This is a genomic window from Rhodococcus sp. Z6_132 (assembly GCF_058133635.1).
This window is the reverse complement of sequence record NZ_JBYUNP010000001.1, coordinates 945,710-960,346: the sequence shown is the minus strand read 5'-3', so window position 1 is coordinate 960,346 and position 14,637 is coordinate 945,710. Positions and strand designations below refer to the sequence as shown.

The 14,637-nt window shown below is 72.7% G+C and carries 12 protein-coding genes and 1 riboswitch; of the genes, 4 read left to right on the top strand and 8 right to left on the bottom strand.

What is annotated here, in order from left to right; translation table 11 throughout:
- The first annotated feature begins 40 nt into the window (after positions 1–40).
- Positions 41–610 carry a YqgE/AlgH family protein gene (locus AC3YO9_RS04495; RefSeq protein ID WP_127784513.1) on the top strand — a complete coding sequence of 190 codons (570 nt, stop codon included), beginning with the start codon at positions 41–43 and terminating at the stop codon, positions 608–610.
- On the opposite strand, the gene AC3YO9_RS04490 is transcribed toward AC3YO9_RS04495, so the two are convergent.
- From AC3YO9_RS04490 to AC3YO9_RS04480, 3 genes are all read right to left on the bottom strand, one after another.
- Positions 498–1,391 carry a rhomboid-like protein gene (locus AC3YO9_RS04490; RefSeq protein ID WP_127784512.1) on the bottom strand — a complete coding sequence of 298 codons (894 nt, stop codon included), beginning with the start codon at positions 1,389–1,391 and terminating at the stop codon, positions 498–500. The two genes, AC3YO9_RS04495 and AC3YO9_RS04490, sit on opposite strands and share 113 nt — an antisense overlap.
- A 285-nt stretch (positions 1,392–1,676) precedes the next feature.
- A complete protein-coding gene (locus AC3YO9_RS04485; protein WP_489982271.1) occupies positions 1,677–2,912 on the bottom strand; it encodes a PucR family transcriptional regulator in 1,236 nt (411 codons plus the stop codon).
- 3 nt (positions 2,913–2,915) lie between these two features.
- Positions 2,916–3,326 (bottom strand): SdpI family protein, encoded by a 411-nt coding sequence (locus AC3YO9_RS04480; protein WP_127784511.1) that lies wholly within the window; start codon positions 3,324–3,326, stop codon positions 2,916–2,918.
- A gap of 70 nt (positions 3,327–3,396) precedes the next feature.
- On the opposite strand from AC3YO9_RS04480, the gene leuS reads away from it, so the two are divergent.
- Positions 3,397–6,243 (top strand): leucine--tRNA ligase, encoded by a 2,847-nt coding sequence (gene leuS, locus AC3YO9_RS04475; protein WP_489982270.1) that lies wholly within the window; start codon positions 3,397–3,399, stop codon positions 6,241–6,243.
- A gap of 19 nt (positions 6,244–6,262) precedes the next feature.
- On the opposite strand, the gene AC3YO9_RS04470 is transcribed toward leuS, so the two are convergent.
- The 4 genes from AC3YO9_RS04470 to AC3YO9_RS04455 form a co-directional block, all read right to left on the bottom strand.
- Entirely contained in the window at positions 6,263–6,964 is a 702-nt protein-coding gene (locus AC3YO9_RS04470) for an SDR family oxidoreductase (RefSeq protein ID WP_127784510.1), read from the bottom strand.
- A gap of 10 nt (positions 6,965–6,974) precedes the next feature.
- Positions 6,975–7,880: an alpha/beta fold hydrolase gene (locus tag AC3YO9_RS04465; RefSeq protein ID WP_127784509.1), complete on the bottom strand. Its 906-nt coding sequence runs from the start codon at positions 7,878–7,880 to the stop codon at positions 6,975–6,977.
- Positions 7,881–8,052: 172 nt separating this feature from the next.
- The gene (locus tag AC3YO9_RS04460; RefSeq protein ID WP_489982269.1) at positions 8,053–9,228 is read right to left on the bottom strand and encodes a hypothetical protein; all 1,176 of its coding nucleotides are present in this window, start codon (positions 9,226–9,228) and stop codon (positions 8,053–8,055) included.
- 208 nt (positions 9,229–9,436) lie between these two features.
- Complete coding sequence (locus AC3YO9_RS04455; protein WP_489982268.1) at positions 9,437–12,421, bottom strand: AMP-binding protein; 2,985 nt, start codon at positions 12,419–12,421, stop codon at positions 9,437–9,439.
- A gap of 113 nt (positions 12,422–12,534) precedes the next feature.
- Here AC3YO9_RS04455 and AC3YO9_RS04450 point away from each other — a divergent pair, with 113 nt between their 5' ends.
- Positions 12,535–13,302: a pirin family protein gene (locus AC3YO9_RS04450; protein WP_489982267.1), complete on the top strand. Its 768-nt coding sequence runs from the start codon at positions 12,535–12,537 to the stop codon at positions 13,300–13,302.
- Between the two features lie 26 nt (positions 13,303–13,328).
- Here the strand turns inward: AC3YO9_RS04450 and AC3YO9_RS04445 are convergent, their stop codons facing one another.
- A complete protein-coding gene (locus AC3YO9_RS04445) occupies positions 13,329–13,643 on the bottom strand; it encodes a DMT family transporter (RefSeq protein ID WP_206518057.1) in 315 nt (104 codons plus the stop codon).
- Between the two features lie 11 nt (positions 13,644–13,654).
- Positions 13,655–13,720, bottom strand: a riboswitch (guanidine-III (ykkC-III) riboswitch).
- Between the two features lie 107 nt (positions 13,721–13,827).
- Here AC3YO9_RS04445 and AC3YO9_RS04440 point away from each other — a divergent pair.
- The gene (locus tag AC3YO9_RS04440; protein WP_127784504.1) at positions 13,828–14,610 is read left to right on the top strand and encodes an alpha/beta fold hydrolase; all 783 of its coding nucleotides are present in this window, start codon (positions 13,828–13,830) and stop codon (positions 14,608–14,610) included.
- The last annotated feature ends 27 nt before the right edge of the window (positions 14,611–14,637 follow it).

The window sequence follows — 14,637 nt, the reverse complement described above, 5'->3', positions numbered from 1 at the left end:
TCCACCCGCCGCCGACCACCGGCGATGGCAGGATTGAGGCGTGGAGCTGACGCAGGTGCGGTCGGGGTCGTTGCTGGTGTCCTCGGTCGAGCTGGTGGAGCAGACCTTTCGCCGCACGGTGATCTACGTGATCGAGCACAACGAGCTCGGCAGCCTCGGCGTGGTGCTCAACCGTCCCAGCGACACGGCAGTGCACGACGTGCTGCCCGGCTGGGCGCCGCACACGGTGCGCCCGCAGGCGCTGTTCGTGGGTGGGCCGGTCAAGCGGGACTCCGCGCTGTGCCTGGGCCTGCTGCGTCCCGGGGCGGACGCCGACGGGGTCTCCGGCCTGCGCCCGGTGCACGGGCGGGTGGTGATGGTGGACCTGGACGCGGAGCCCGACGAGCTGGCGCCGGTGCTCGAGGGCGTGCGGATCTTCGTGGGCTACGCGGGCTGGTCGGCCGGGCAGCTGGAGGCCGAGCTGGAGCGGGAGGACTGGCTGGTGGTGCCGGCGCTGCCTAGCGACGTGGTGGTACCAGGGCGCGTCGACCTGTGGGGACGGGTGCTGCGACGACAACCGATGCCGATGGCGCTGCTGGCGACGCACCCGATCGAGCTGGAGCGCAACTGACCGGCAGGTCCGCCCGGCCCACCGGGCGGATCCGGGTGGCCAGCACCACCACGGCCGCCAGCACCGGGGCTGACCACCAGCCGGGCGTCGCCCACCCCACGATGCACAGCCCGAACAGCGACGCCCACGCCAGCAGGGCCAGCGAGCCGCGGGTGGTCATCGGGCGGCGCGGGGTGAGCGGGTGGCGCCGGTGGACCAGCGCCGCGAGCACCAGACCCACCACGCCGGCCACCAGGTGGCCCACCGCGGTGAACGTGGGCGCGCTGAGAACCGCCTGCACCGCCAGCACCAGCCACACCGCGGCCCAGGTCAGCCGCCAGCCGCGCGGGACGGCGAAGGTGAGGGCGGTGAGCACGGCGAACACCCCGTAGCTCACGCCGACGTCGGTGGCCTGGCTCCACGAGACCGGGAACCAGCCGCTGCTGATGCCGAACCACAGGCCCACCGCCACCAGCGAGGTGGCGAGGAGGTGGCCGGCGACGAAGGTGCTGAGCATCCGCCAGCCGCCCCAGGCTCGCTCGGCCAGCGCGAGGGTGGCGCCCACGCCCAGGCAGGTGAACCACACCGGGCCCTCGGCGATGACGAAGGCGCTGGAGACCAGGGTGCTCAGCCGCCACTGGCTGAGGTTGTGCACGTTGGTGCTGGCCGCGGAGATCACCGCGTCCTTCCAGTGCGTGCCGACCGTGCTCAGCGCCAGCCCGACCGTGCCCAGGGCGCCGAGGTAGGACAGCGTCACCGGCACCGAGCGCCCGATGCGGGGCAGGCGTCGAAGGTGCAGCATCAGCGGGGCTCCCGTCCTCGTCCAGACCCACCCACACCCTGGCGAGGCTGCGTGGTCGCCGTAGCCGAGCTGTGGCCGGGCCGTCACCTCGCAGTGTGCCGCGGTCGCGAGGTGTGCGCAGCGATCCGGGCCACTCGGTTCACCGGGGAGGCGGCGCGTGGCCGCCGATCGCCCTGGGCGCCTAGGTCACTGCTCCAGGTGCGACCGCCCTCACGTCGCCGCCCTCCCCCCGGAACGGCCCCGAAAAGGGCGTCTAGGGCCCTGAACGCCCCGCGGGAGCGGGGGTCAGGGCAGGGGGACGTGCGGCCAGTCGAGGAGCTTGGCGCCCATGATGGCCACCTGCAGGGGGAACTGCTGCGACGGCTCGGTGGGGTCGTGGCCGGTGAGCTGCTGCACCCGCTCCAGGCGGTAGGTCACCGCCCGCACCGACAGGTGCAGCCGGCGGGCGGTGAGGGCGGCGTTGCCCCCGGAGCCGAAGTAGGCGGCCAGGGTGGCCAGCAGCGGCTCTGCCCCACCACGGGCCTCCAGCAGCGGGGTGAGCACGCTGCGCACCAGGTCGCTGATGGCCGGGCGGTCACGCAGCATCACGTGGTAGACCAGCATGTCCTTGGCGTCGACCACCGGGTCCTGCAGGTCCAGGCGCCCGGCGAGGTCGAGGGCGTCACGAGCCTCCTGGTAGGACGCCACCACCCCCTCGGCGCCCACCCCGGGACGGCCCACCCCGATCTGCCACGTCCGGACGCGTGCCTCGGCGGCGGGCTCCGCCGCGTCGGCGGCGGGCTCCGCCGCGTCGGGGCGCGGGCCCAGCCGCGAGGTGAGCTGGTGCATCACGTGGCTGACCGCATCCGGGTCGGGCGCCGGAAACACCACGATGAGGTGGCCCTCCTTGCTGGCCACCAGCGCGTCGGAGTCGCCCTTGCTGCCCAGCACGGCGCGCTCCAGCATGCCGATCAGCGGGGTGCCGTCGGAGAAGGGGCGCTCGGCGGCCACCACCGCCACCGCGTGCGGGCCGGACAGGTGCAGGCCGAACCCGGCGGCACGCTGCAGCACGCTGGCCACCCCGGCGCCGCCGGTGAGCAGGTCGTCGATGAACTCCCGGCGGGCGGACTCCTCGCTGCGCACCAGCGTCCGCTGAGCCAGCTGGAACCCCTCGGCCAGCGCCGCCACCACGTCGTCCACCGCGCGCAGCATCACCTCGCCGGCCACCACCACCGCCTCCGGGTCACGGCGCGCGCCCACCACGGCGGGCAGGTGCCGCCACAGCCGCCAGGCCGCGGAGGAGTACAGGTCCAGCAGCGCGCGCAGGGCCACTCCCTGGCGGGCGGCGGTCTCCCCGAACGGTTGGTAGCCGGTGAGCTGGCGGCGGGTGAGCGGACGCCCGGACACCACGGCCGCGGTCACCACCGGCAGGAAGTCGCCCAGCAGCTCCACGGGCAGGCCACCGGCGTCCTCGGCGCCAGCGGCGGCCACCTCGGCCAGCACGCTCGCCGAGACCCCACCGTCCGGCCGCGTGCTGGTCACCGGCTAGCCCTGCCTGGCGTCCAGCAGCGAGCAGCCCGTGCACGACGCGCACTGCTCGGGAGCGCAGCTCGGGGCCGCCTCCGCGGCGCGGGCGCCCAGCGCGCCACCAGCACCCGCGGTCACCAGCGCGGCGGCCACGGCCACCAGCACGGCCACCGGTCGCAGCCACCCGTCCAGGCCCAGCAGCGCGCCCGCGCCCACGGCGCAGAACGCGGCGGCGGCGAGCATCGGTGCTGCGGCCACCTTGTTGGCCACGCGGAAGGCGTCGTCGCTGGCCAGCGAGGCGGGGGTGCGCACGCCGGCCCACCGGTTGCGGGGCAGCCGCTGCAGCAGTCCGGCGAGCGCCACGGCCGCGAGGGCGAGGGCAGCCACGACGAGCAGCACGGCGAGGACGAGGGCGACGGTGTCGAGCACGGGACAAGGGTACGAGCACCCGCTGAGCAGGGCGGCAGGACCCTCTCGGCCGCCGACTACGCTGCTGACCGTGAGTACCGAAGAGATCCCCTCGTTCCGCTACACCGCCGAGCTGGCCGGTGAGCTGGAGCAGCGCTGGCAGACCCGCTGGGCCGAGCAGAACACCTTTGCCGCACCCAACCCGGTGGGCCCGCTGGCCGACGGGCCGGTGCCCGCGGACAAGCTCTTCGTGCAGGACATGTTCCCCTACCCCTCCGGCGCCGGCCTGCACGTCGGGCACCCGCTGGGGTTCATCGCCACCGACGTCTACGCCCGCTACCACCGCATGGTCGGGCGCAACGTGCTGCACACCATGGGCTTCGACGCCTTCGGCCTGCCGGCCGAGCAGTACGCGGTGCAGACGGGCACCCACCCGCGCACCACCACCGAGGCCAACATCGAGCGCTACCTGGCGCAGATCCGCCGACTGGGCCTGGGCCACGACGAGCGCCGCCGGGTGGCCACCACCGACGTCGAGTTCTACAAGTGGACACAGTGGATCTTCCTGCAGATCCACGGCTCCTACTACGACACCGACGCCGACAAGGCCCGCCCGATCGCCGAGCTGGTGGCCCAGTACGAGGCGGGCACCCGCGAGCTGGCCGACGGCCGGGCGTGGGCGGAGCTCTCCCGCACTGAGCAGCGTCGCGTGGTCGACTCCCACCGCCTGGTGTACCTGTCGGAGTCGCCGGTGAACTGGTGCCCCGGCCTGGGCACGGTGCTGGCCAACGAGGAGGTCACCGCCGACGGGCGCAGCGACCGTGGCAACTTCCCGGTGTTCCGGCGCACCCTGCGCCAGTGGATGATGCGGATCACCGCCTACAACGACCGCCTCATCGACGACCTCGACCTGCTGGACTGGCCGGAGAAGGTCAAGACCATGCAGCGCAACTGGATCGGTCGGTCCCGCGGCGCGCAGGTCAGCTTCGCGGTGAGCCCCGCCGAGGTGGACGCGTCGGCCGAGGCCCCGGCGGTCGAGGTGTTCACCACCCGCCCGGACACCCTCTTCGGCGCCACCTACGTGGTGCTGGCCCCGGAGCACCCGCTGGTGGACCAGCTCACCGCCGCCGCCTGGCCGGAGGGGGTGGACCAGCGCTGGACCGGCGGCGCGCCCACGCCCGCCGAGGCGGTGGCCACCTACCGCAGCACCGCTGCGGCCAAGACCGACATGGAGCGCCAGGAGAACAAGCAGAAGACCGGGGTGTTCACCGGCTCCTACGCCACCAACCCGGTGAACGGGGCCCAGGTCCCGGTGTTCGTGGCTGACTACGTGCTGATGGGCTACGGCACTGGCGCCATCATGGCCGTGCCCGCCCAGGACTCTCGCGACTGGGACTTCGCCACCGCGTTCGGCCTGGACATCGTGCGCACCATCGCCCCGCCGGAGGGCTTCACCGACGGGGCCTACCTGGGTGACGGCGTGGCCATCAACAGCGGCTTCCTCGACGGCATGCGGGTGGAGGAGGCCAAGGCCACCATCATCACGTGGCTGGAGGAGCGCGGACTGGGCCGCGGCACCGTGCAGTACAAGCTGCGCGACTGGCTGTTCGCCCGCCAGCGCTACTGGGGCGAGCCGTTCCCCATCGTCTTCGACGATGCCGGCGCGCCGGTGGCCCTGCCGGAGAGCATGCTGCCCGTCGAGCTGCCCGAGGTGGCCGACTACCAGCCGGTGAGCTTCGACCCCGAGGACGCCGAGTCCGAGCCGGCTCCGCCGCTGGCGAAGGCCAGTGACTGGCTGAACCTGGAGCTGGACCTGGGCGACGGGCTGCAGCACTACTCCCGCGACGCCAACGTCATGCCGCAGTGGGCGGGCAGCTCCTGGTACCAGCTGCGCTACATCGACCCCACCAACGACGAGCAGTTCTGCGCCCCGGAGAACGAGGCGTACTGGATGGGTCCGCGCCCCGACGTGCACGGCCCCAACGATCCCGGCGGGCTGGACCTGTACGTCGGTGGCGTGGAGCACGCGGTGCTGCACCTGCTCTACAGCCGGTTCTGGCACAAGGTGCTGCACGACCTGGGGCACGTGAGCTCGCTAGAGCCGTATCGGCGTCTCTACAACCAGGGCTACATTCAGGCATACGCCTATACCGACGCCCGGGGCGTCTACGTGCCCGCCGACGAGGTGACCGAGGCCGACGGCAAGTACTTCCACCAGGGCCAGGAGGTGAACCGCGAGTACGGGAAGATGGGCAAGAGCCTGAAGAACTCCGTCTCCCCGGACGAGATGGCCGACGCCTACGGCGCCGACACCCTGCGCGTGTACGAGATGTCCATGGGTCCGCTGGACACCTCCCGCCCCTGGGCCACCAAGGACGTGGTGGGCGCCTACCGCTTCCTGCAGCGGCTGTGGCGGTCGGTGGTGGACGAGAGCACCGGTGAGCTGCGCGTGGTGGACGACCAGCCGGGCGAGGAGACGCTGCGGCTGCTGCACAAGACCATCGCCGGGGTGTCCGAGGACTACGTGGCGCTGCGCAACAACACCGCCACCGCCAAGCTGATCGAGCTGACCAACCACCTCACCAAGGCCTACCCCGGTGGTGCGCCGCGCACGGTGGCCGAGGCCCTGGTGCTCATGGTCGCCCCGCTGGCCCCGCACCTGGCCGAGGAGCTGTGGCAGCGGCTGGGCCACGCCGAGTCGCTGGTCAAGGGTCCGTTCCCGACCGCGGACGAGCGCTGGCTGGTGGCCGACACCCTGGAGTACCCGGTGCAGGTGGGCGGCAAGGTCCGCTCGGTGATCACCGTGCCCGCCGACGCCGACAAGGACGCCGTGCTCGCCGCGGCCCTGGCCGACGAGAAGATCGCGGCGCTGGTGGACGGCAAGGAGCCGCGCAAGGTGATCTACGTGCCCGGCCGCCTGGTCAACGTCGTTCTGTAGCGCGGTGGTTCCCTAGCCGTCAGCGGGTGAGCGGGCGGAGCACCAGCTCGGTGTACTGCCCGTCCTCGCCGGCCAGCACGGCGGTGAGCACGGCGGAGGCCACCGACTCCGGGGTGAGGTACTTGTTCGGCTCGTACTCCCCGCCCTCGGTGCGCCGCAGCTCGCGCTGCATGTCGGTGTCCACCCGGCCCGGGTGCACCGAGGTGACGCGCACGCCGTTGTCGGCCTCCTCCGCGCGCAGCGAGTCGGCCAGCGCGCGCAGCGCGAACTTGCTGGCGGCGTAGGCGCTCCACCCGGGGTTGGCGTTGATCCCGGCGCCGGAGTTGATCATCACCACGTGCCCGCGGGCGCTGCGCAGCGCGGGCAGCAGCAGGCGGGTCAGCTCGGCCACGGCCACCACGTTGAGGTCGAGCATCGCCCGCCACTGCGCGGCGGAGGTGCTGGCCACCGGGCCGATGCCGCCCATGCCCGCGGAGTGCACCAGCACGTCCAGCGTCGCGACGTCGGCGCAGGCGGCGGCCAGGGCGTCGTCGTCGGTGATCTCCACCGGCCACGGCTGTGCACCGGGGAGCTCCGCGGCCAGGCGCTCCAGGGCGGCCACGTCACGACCGCCCAGCAGCACGTCGTGAGTGGTGTGCAGCGCGCGGGCGGTGGCCGCACCGATGCCGCGGGTGGCGCCGGTGACGAGGGCGGTGGGACGGGTGCGTGCGGTGCTCGGCATGCGGCTGAGGCTACCGAGCGGGTGCGGCCGCCGTCCGGCTGGAGAAGTTCAGCAGCAGCTCGGCGACGCCGTCGGGAACCTCCAGCTGCGGGCAGTGGCCGAAGCCGGGCAGCACCACCAGCTCGCTGTCGGGCAGGGTGTCCATCAGCTCCTCGCTGCCACCCACCAGGGTGAGCCGGTCGCGGGAGCCCCAGATGGCCAGCACCGGGCAGTCCAGGGTGAGGGTGTCTGCGGCGGCCTTGATCTCCCGGATGATGGCCGGGCCCGCCCCGAGGATGCGCCGCACGTCGGCCCGCTGGCGGAACTGCTCGGCGTAGGCCTTCACCGCCTCGGCGTCGGCCAGCGCGTGGTTGCCGCAGGCCATCCGCGCGAAGGCCTTGCCCACCATCGCCTCCATCAGGCGGTTGGGCACGAACGGCACTCGCAGCAGGTTGGTGGCCAGGCCCGCGTGCTCGGCGTAGCGGATCAACCGGGAGTGGCCGAAGCCCGCCGGGGAGATGGCCACCACCCCGCCCAGCTCGCTGGTGACCGCGGCGGCGGTGCGCAGCGAGGCCAGCGCGCCCAGGCTGTTGCCCACCAGGATGGTGTCCGGGCCGCTGCGCTCGAGCAGCTCGGCCACGAACCCCTCGATCTGCGGGAGCATCGCCCCGGGCCGGGTGCGGTCGGCGCGGCCGTAGCCGGGCATGTCCACCGCGGTGGCCTGCTGCCCCCGCGCCGCCAGCTCCCGCATCACCGGTCGCCAGGTGTCGGCGGTGTCGGAGAAGCCGTGCAGCATCAGCATGGGCGGTCCGCCGCCGTCCACGGACAGGCTGCGGCTGCGAAAGCCGTTGGCCCGGACGCGGCGCTCGGTGATCACCGGAGTCCCGCGCACCACGGCGCAGGGGCGGTGGTCATGAAGCATGCTCGGCATCGCCATGGTGCGGTCTCCTCGAGTACGACAGTGGACTCCCACCGCAGCATGCCCCAGCGCGGCACCCCGGGCGAGATGGATTCCCGGACGCGTCAGGACCGTTGCGCCCCTGTGTCCCTTCCGAGTCCGGGTGTCCCTTCCGAGTCCGGCGGCTTCGGGGGGGCCGGCGCGCAGCTGCTCAGCCGGGCATGCGGTCGGCCACCTGGGCCTGGCGCTGGGCGATGCGCTGCGCCCACGCCTGCGGGGTGATGGCGTTGCGCTCGGCGTAGGGCAGGTGCTGTGCCACCTCGGCCACCGGCACGATCTCCATGGTGGGGCCGTCGGCGGCGGTCATCGGCCGCCCCACCCGGTGCCAGCGGAACTGCAGGTAGCCGCGCGAGTGGCCCAGCGTCTCCAGCCAGTTGGTCACGCCGGGGTTGCGCTCGCTCACCACCAGCCGCATCTTGCCGTCCGGGTCCACCTGACCCTGGGAGCGGTTGAGCGAGGTCTGGTGGTTGACGTAGTCCAGCGAGACGTACCAGAGGCTGCCCAGCTGGAAGCCCAGGTAGGGGGAGTCCTCCTCGCTGGGGACCGGGATGGTGATGATGATGGCCTGATCCTCGGCGAGGTCGTAGTGGCCCACCGAGGAGTACTGGGTGGTGAGGCCGCCCGGGGTGATGCGCGGCTCGGTGAGGGTGTTCACCGGCAGCTTGAGGTAGAACCACTCGGGGAACTGCAGCCAGGTCTTCACCCGGGTGACCAGGTCGCGGCCGGCCCGGTCGTAGCGGCGCTGGGCGGTGTCGCGGTCCAGCGGGGCCGGGGCGGTGCCGATGGCGTCGGCCCGCTGGATGCGGATGGTGCCGCGCTTCTCCGACCAGTCGTTGTAGACCTCGCGCACCACCAGCGTGGTCGAGCCCGGGGCCAGGGTGACGTAGTTGCGCCGCCCATTGGCGGGCTCGGGTCCGAAGCGGACCTCGAAGGTGCCGTCCGCGGCCACGTCGATCTCGCGGTCGTCGAAGGCGGCGGCGCTGCCGGGGACGTTGTCGTCGGTGTAGCCCCCGGCGATCACCTGAAAGGCCAGGTCCACCGTGGTCCCGCGCACGCCGGTGACCACGTACTCGGTGTCGGCGTGCACCCGGGTGCCGTAGTAGAAGGTGTCCGGGTTGTCCAGCCCCTGCTTGGTGTAGAGGCTCGTGCCCTCGGTGAACGTGGGGTGGGTCTTGTCGGTGGCCCAGGCGGAGTGGGTGGCGCCGAGGATGCACCCGGCCAGGTACTGGTAGCCCTCCACCAGGTCCTGCTCGCTGCGCACGTGCGGTGCGCTCTCGATGAGCTTCTCGGCCTCGGCGATGGCGGCGGTGTACGAGTCGGTCAGCACGAGGCGCTCCTGGGGTTCGCGGGCACGGGCTCAATAACTAGAAATCATTTCAGTGAGCATAGGTGCGCCCGCCGACGCCGGTCAACGATTCTCGTGCCCCGCGGGATCCTCACCCGCCTCGCCGAGGACCCGAGAATCGAGACGATCCACCTGCTGTAGTCGCCGTGCCGGCGTGCACCACCAGGGCAGCCGGGCTTTTCCGGTGTGCTCAGGCGGGGTCGCGAACCTCGGCGCGGCGCGCCGAGGCGGGCTTGCTGGCCGACAGCGTGCGGCGCCGGGCCGCGGTGAGGGGCACGTAGGCGTTCTTGCGGGGGTCGTGCCACCACGTGGTCGGGCCGGGCTTGGGCAGTCCGGCGGAGCGCAGCTCGGTGGTGTCCAGCCGGTAGACCGTGGTGGTGGGCACGGAGTCCACCACGTGCACCAGGTCGGGTCGCAGGTGCGGCGCCAGCGAGGACAGCGCGGCGGTGACGTCCTGGGTGGTGAGCTCGCGACCGTGGCGCAGCGTCACCGCGGCCACCGCGTAGACCTCGCCGTCCACCGGGGAGGGCACCGGGTAGGTGGCGCACAGGTCCACCCCCCAGGTGTCGCTGAGCGCGTACTGCACGGGCAGCTGGAACACCACGCCGTGCGAGGTGCGCATCAGGGTGGCGACGTTGTCCACCAGCCAGTGGTCGCCGTCGGCGTCCACCCAGAACAGGTCGCCGGTGGCGTGCCAGGCGTCTTCCCTGGCGAACACCCCCCGCAGCGGGCTGTCGGTGATGGCGTCCATGGCGTTGTCCGCCCGCGCCAGCAGCATGCCGATCTCGTCGGTGCCCGCCTGCCGGGCGTAGCCGCGCTCGTCCTCGATGAAGGCGTTGCGGTCCACGTCGTAGGCGGCCACGCGCAGCCGCGCGGTGCCGGGCAGGGCGCGGCCCATCGAGCCGGGCTTGGTGGCACGACGGTTGACCAGGATGGCCTCGCCCTCGGTGGTGGCGTAGAACTCCACCACCTTGGCCGGGGCGAAGCGCTCGGTGAGTCGGCGGGTGAGCCCCCGCGGGGCGCCGGAGCCGAGGAACAGCCGCACCGGGTGGTAGGCCTCCCCGGGCTGCACCGGCGCCTCCACCAGGGCGTGCAGCATGGTCCAGGTGTAGGACACCACGGTCACCCCGTAGCGGCGGACCTCCTCCCAGAAGGTGGCGGGGTCGAAGCCGGTGGTGAACGCGATCCGCGACCCGCTGGCCAGCGCCGCACCCAGGGTGGTCATCAGCCCCGACGGGTGGTGCAGCGGGGTGAGGCAGAACAGGGTGTCCACCGGCGACAGCGACGCCGAGGAGGCGGTGCCGAACGCCGACAGCGCCCACCGGTGGTTGGAGATGCGCCGCACCCGGGTCTGGGCCGGGCTGCCGGTGAACAGGATGAAGGCCAGGTCGGCGGCGCGCCCCAGGTTGGGCCGGTACCACGACGGCACGGTCACCGCCGCGGGGTCGATCCGCTCCATGTCGATCACGCCGTCCAGCTCGCGCGGGTCACCGCCGCCACCGAGGACGTACACCGGGCCGATCTCGGCCGCCACCGCGTGGCTGGCCAGCTCGGGGTCGGCGATCACCCGGGTGATCCCCCCCAGCTTCGCCTCCTTGGCGGTGTCGCCGTCGGGGCGCAGCATCACGGCCACGGCACCCACCCGGCTGAGGGCGGCCAGCACGGTGAAGGCGCTGGGGCGGGTCTCCATGAGCACACCGACGTGCTCGCCCTGGCGCACCCCGGTGCTGAGCAGGCCCCGCACGACGTTGTCGATGCGCTCCTTGACCTTGCCGTGGGTGTGCGCCCGGCCGGCGAACATGAAGCAGACGTCCTCGGGCGCGCGGTCGGCCTGCTCGTCCAGCAGCGAGGCCATCGAGATGCGGGTGCGCGGGGTGATCTGCTCGAGGCGGGCCAGGCGCGGCAGCTGGGAGAACGCCTCGCCACCGAGCTCGGCCACCAGCCGGGCACTGCGGGTGGCGGCGCTGACCAGCGACCGGGAGGTGCCCAGCCCCACGTCAGCCACCAGGTTCACGCCCTGGGTGAGCACCGACGGCCCGTGCGAGCGCGGGTTCTCCGAACCCAGCTCGGCCACCGCCTGCGGCCGTGGACCCTGGCCGGCCAGCCAGTGGAGCCAGCCAGCCACGGTCGGCCACACCACGGTGTTGGATGCCGAGCCCACCACCAGACCGAAGTGCCCGGCCCGGATGGGCATCTCGTGAACCTCGGCCTGGGGCGCGGCGTGGCCGATGGCCCGGCAGGCGGCGGCGGGTGCGATGGAGTCGGCGGTGCCGACCACCGCGAAGACGGGGCAGGTGATGTCGGCCAGGGTGACCGACTCCTCGTCGATGACGAAGCCGCCCTCCAGCATCCGGTTCTGCACCACGAACTGGGTGAGCAGCTCGGCCACGGCTGGACCCGACCAGGCGACGAAGCCCTCACCCCCGAGGAAGCGGCGCTGGCGCTCCCGGGGCAGCAGCGCCTCCCTGTCGTGCAGCTGCAGCACGAACTCCACCTGCGAGCGCACCGACTTGACCGGGTCGAGCAGCCGGAAGCCGGTGTTGGACAGCCACGCCGGGACCTGGTGGCGTGGGAAGACGTGCTCGGCCAGGAATCCGGCAGCGCGCAGGGTGAGGTCCTCGGGCAGGCCGAAGTGGTCGATGATCGGCCGGGTGTCCACCGCGCTGCCGAAGGTCACCACGCTGACCAGGTTCTTGCTGCGCCGGTACGCGGCGGCCTGGTAGCAGAACATGCCGCCCTGGGAGTAGCCGGCGAGGGAGATGTCGTGGCCCACCGCCTCGCACACCAGGTCGACCGCCTCGTTGATGGCGAGGACGTGGTCGGTGAGGTTGCGCTCCAGGCCACCCTCCTCGCGGTCGGGTGCGCCGAAGTCGATCACCCAGGTGTCGATGCCCAGCGAGTCGAGCACGGTGACGGCGCTGGAGCTGTGCGAGACGTCGAAGACCCCGGCGTCGAGCATCATCGGCGGCACCAGCAGCACCACCGGACGGTCCCGTGCATCGTCGGCGGCGGGGAAGTAGTGGCGCAGCCGGAAGTTGCGGCGCTCGGTCACCACCTCGTAGGGCGCGGACTCGTCCTCGGTGTCCAGCCCGCCCAGGCGGAGCACCTCCAGGCCGTTGAGCACCGACGACCCCAACCGCCCCAGCGGCCCCCGCACCGCCTCAACCGGGTTCATGGCGCGTTCCTCCCCCTCGTCGCGCGGATGGTCGCGCGGATGCCTGTGCAGAGACTAGTCAGGACGGGCAGCGAGAATGGCGAGGGCAGAGTCGACTGACGGGAGAACGTGGCGTGGCTACCGACATTCGCCGGGCGCAGGACCGCCTGCACACCAACATCGACTGGTTGGACTCCCGGCACTCCTTCTCCTTCGGCTCGCACTACGACCCGGACAACACCCACTTCGGTCTCCTGCTGGTGAACAACGACGACACGGTCGCTGCGGGTGCGGGTTTCGACACGCATCCGCACCGGGACATGGAAATCGTCACCTGGGTGCTGAGCGGTTCCCTGGTGCACCAGGACTCCGAGGGCCACAACGGGGTGATCTACCCGGGACTGGCGCAGCGGATGAGCGCGGGAACCGGGATCCAGCACTCGGAGAAGAACGACTCCTGGCGGCTCACCGGCGCGGCCGAGCACCACGAGCCGGTGCACCTCGTGCAGATGTGGGTGCCACCGGACGAGCCCGGTCTGCCTCCGGGCTACGAACAGCTGGAGGTCGGCGACGAGCTCGCCCGCGGCGGGCTGGTGCCGCTGGCGTCGGGAATGACCAAGCACCGCGGTGCTGCGGCCATCCGGATCAACCAGCGCCACGCCGCCCTGCACGTGGCGCGGCTCGCCCCTGGCGCCCAGGTGGAGCTGCCGGCAGCGGTGTTCGCGCACCTGTTCGTGGCGGCCGGCGAGGTGGCGCTGGAGGACGGGACGGAGGGCGCGCCGAACCTGGTGACCGGCGACGCGGCCCGGGTGACCGGCAGCGAGGGGCAGCGGGTGGTGGCCGGAGGCTCCGGTGCCGAGGTCCTGGTGTGGGAGATGCACACCAGGATGGGCGACCTCTGAGGGGTGGTGCAGCCGATGAGGCTGGCTCAGCTGATGAGGCGCAGCCCGATGACGCAGCCGACGATGCCCAGCAGCAGCAGGATCCGCATCGGCGAGGCCGCCTCGGTGCCGGTCGCCATCGCGTAGGCCACGGTGAGGACCGCACCGATGCCCACCCACACCGCGTAGCCCGTGCCCACCGGCAGCTCCCGCAGCGCGTACGCCAGCCCGCCCATGCTGGCCACCAGCGCCACCGCGAACACCATCGTGGGCACCGGCCGCGTCAAGCCGTCCGAGCGCCCCAGCGCCGACGCCCACACCGCTTCCAGCACGCCCGACAGGACGAGAACGAGCCAGGACACCACGACCTCCATGCGCGCCGTCTTGTCGCTGTCCGGGTACGGCGGTGCTCGTCCGGTGAGCCGGGTGGACCCGCCTCCTTTGTCCCACAGGTGTCACAGCCGAGGCAAGCTGCTCCCCGACCCCGCTGCCCGGACCCGCGCGAGCCGTGGCGCACAGCACGTTTGGACCAGGCAGGATGAGCTCATGCAGCTTGCCTACGAGGTTCACGGTCGCGGCCCCACCCTGGTGCTGGTGCACGGGTTGACCCACCGTCGCCAGGCGTGGGACCCGGTGCTGCCCGAGCTGGTCCAGCGTCGTCGCGTGGTCACCGTCGACCTGCCCGGCCACGGCGACTCCCCGCTGGTGCCCCCGGGCACCAAGGACGTGCACAGGGTGATCCTGGACGCGGTGGACGGGATGCTCGACGAGCTGGCCCCGGACGAGGCGCGGCCGCACGTCGCGGGCAACTCGCTGGGCGGCTGGGTGGCGCTGCAGCTGGCCGCCCGCGGCCGCGTCGCCTCGGCGACAGCGCTGTCGCCCGCCGGCTTCGGCACCAGCCGCGCCGACCGGCTGCTCACCAAGGTGGTCTTCCGCGGCTCCCGGAGCCTGGCCCGGGCGAACGGGGAGCGGCTGCCGGCGATGCTGCGCAACCCGCTGCTGCGCTCGGTGAGCCTGGCGCCGTTCTTCGGCAAGCCCTGGCGGGTGGACCCGGCGGCGGCGCTGGCGGACGCCCACGCCCTGATGAGCAACGGCGTGGTGGACCAGATCCTGGACCAGGGGTTCCCGGACGAGGACCTGACCGCCCCGGAGGTGCCGGTGACCATCGCGTGGGGACGCCGTGACCTGCTGCTGCCGGTCCACCAGGTGCGTGCTGCTCGTCGCCGCTACCCGCAGGCCAAGGTGGTGGTGCTGCCTGGGCTCGGCCACGTACCCATGTCCGACGACCCGGTGCGGGTGGGCATGGCGCTGCTGGCCGGAAGTGCCTGACGGGCCGGCTGCCCCGACTGCAAGACT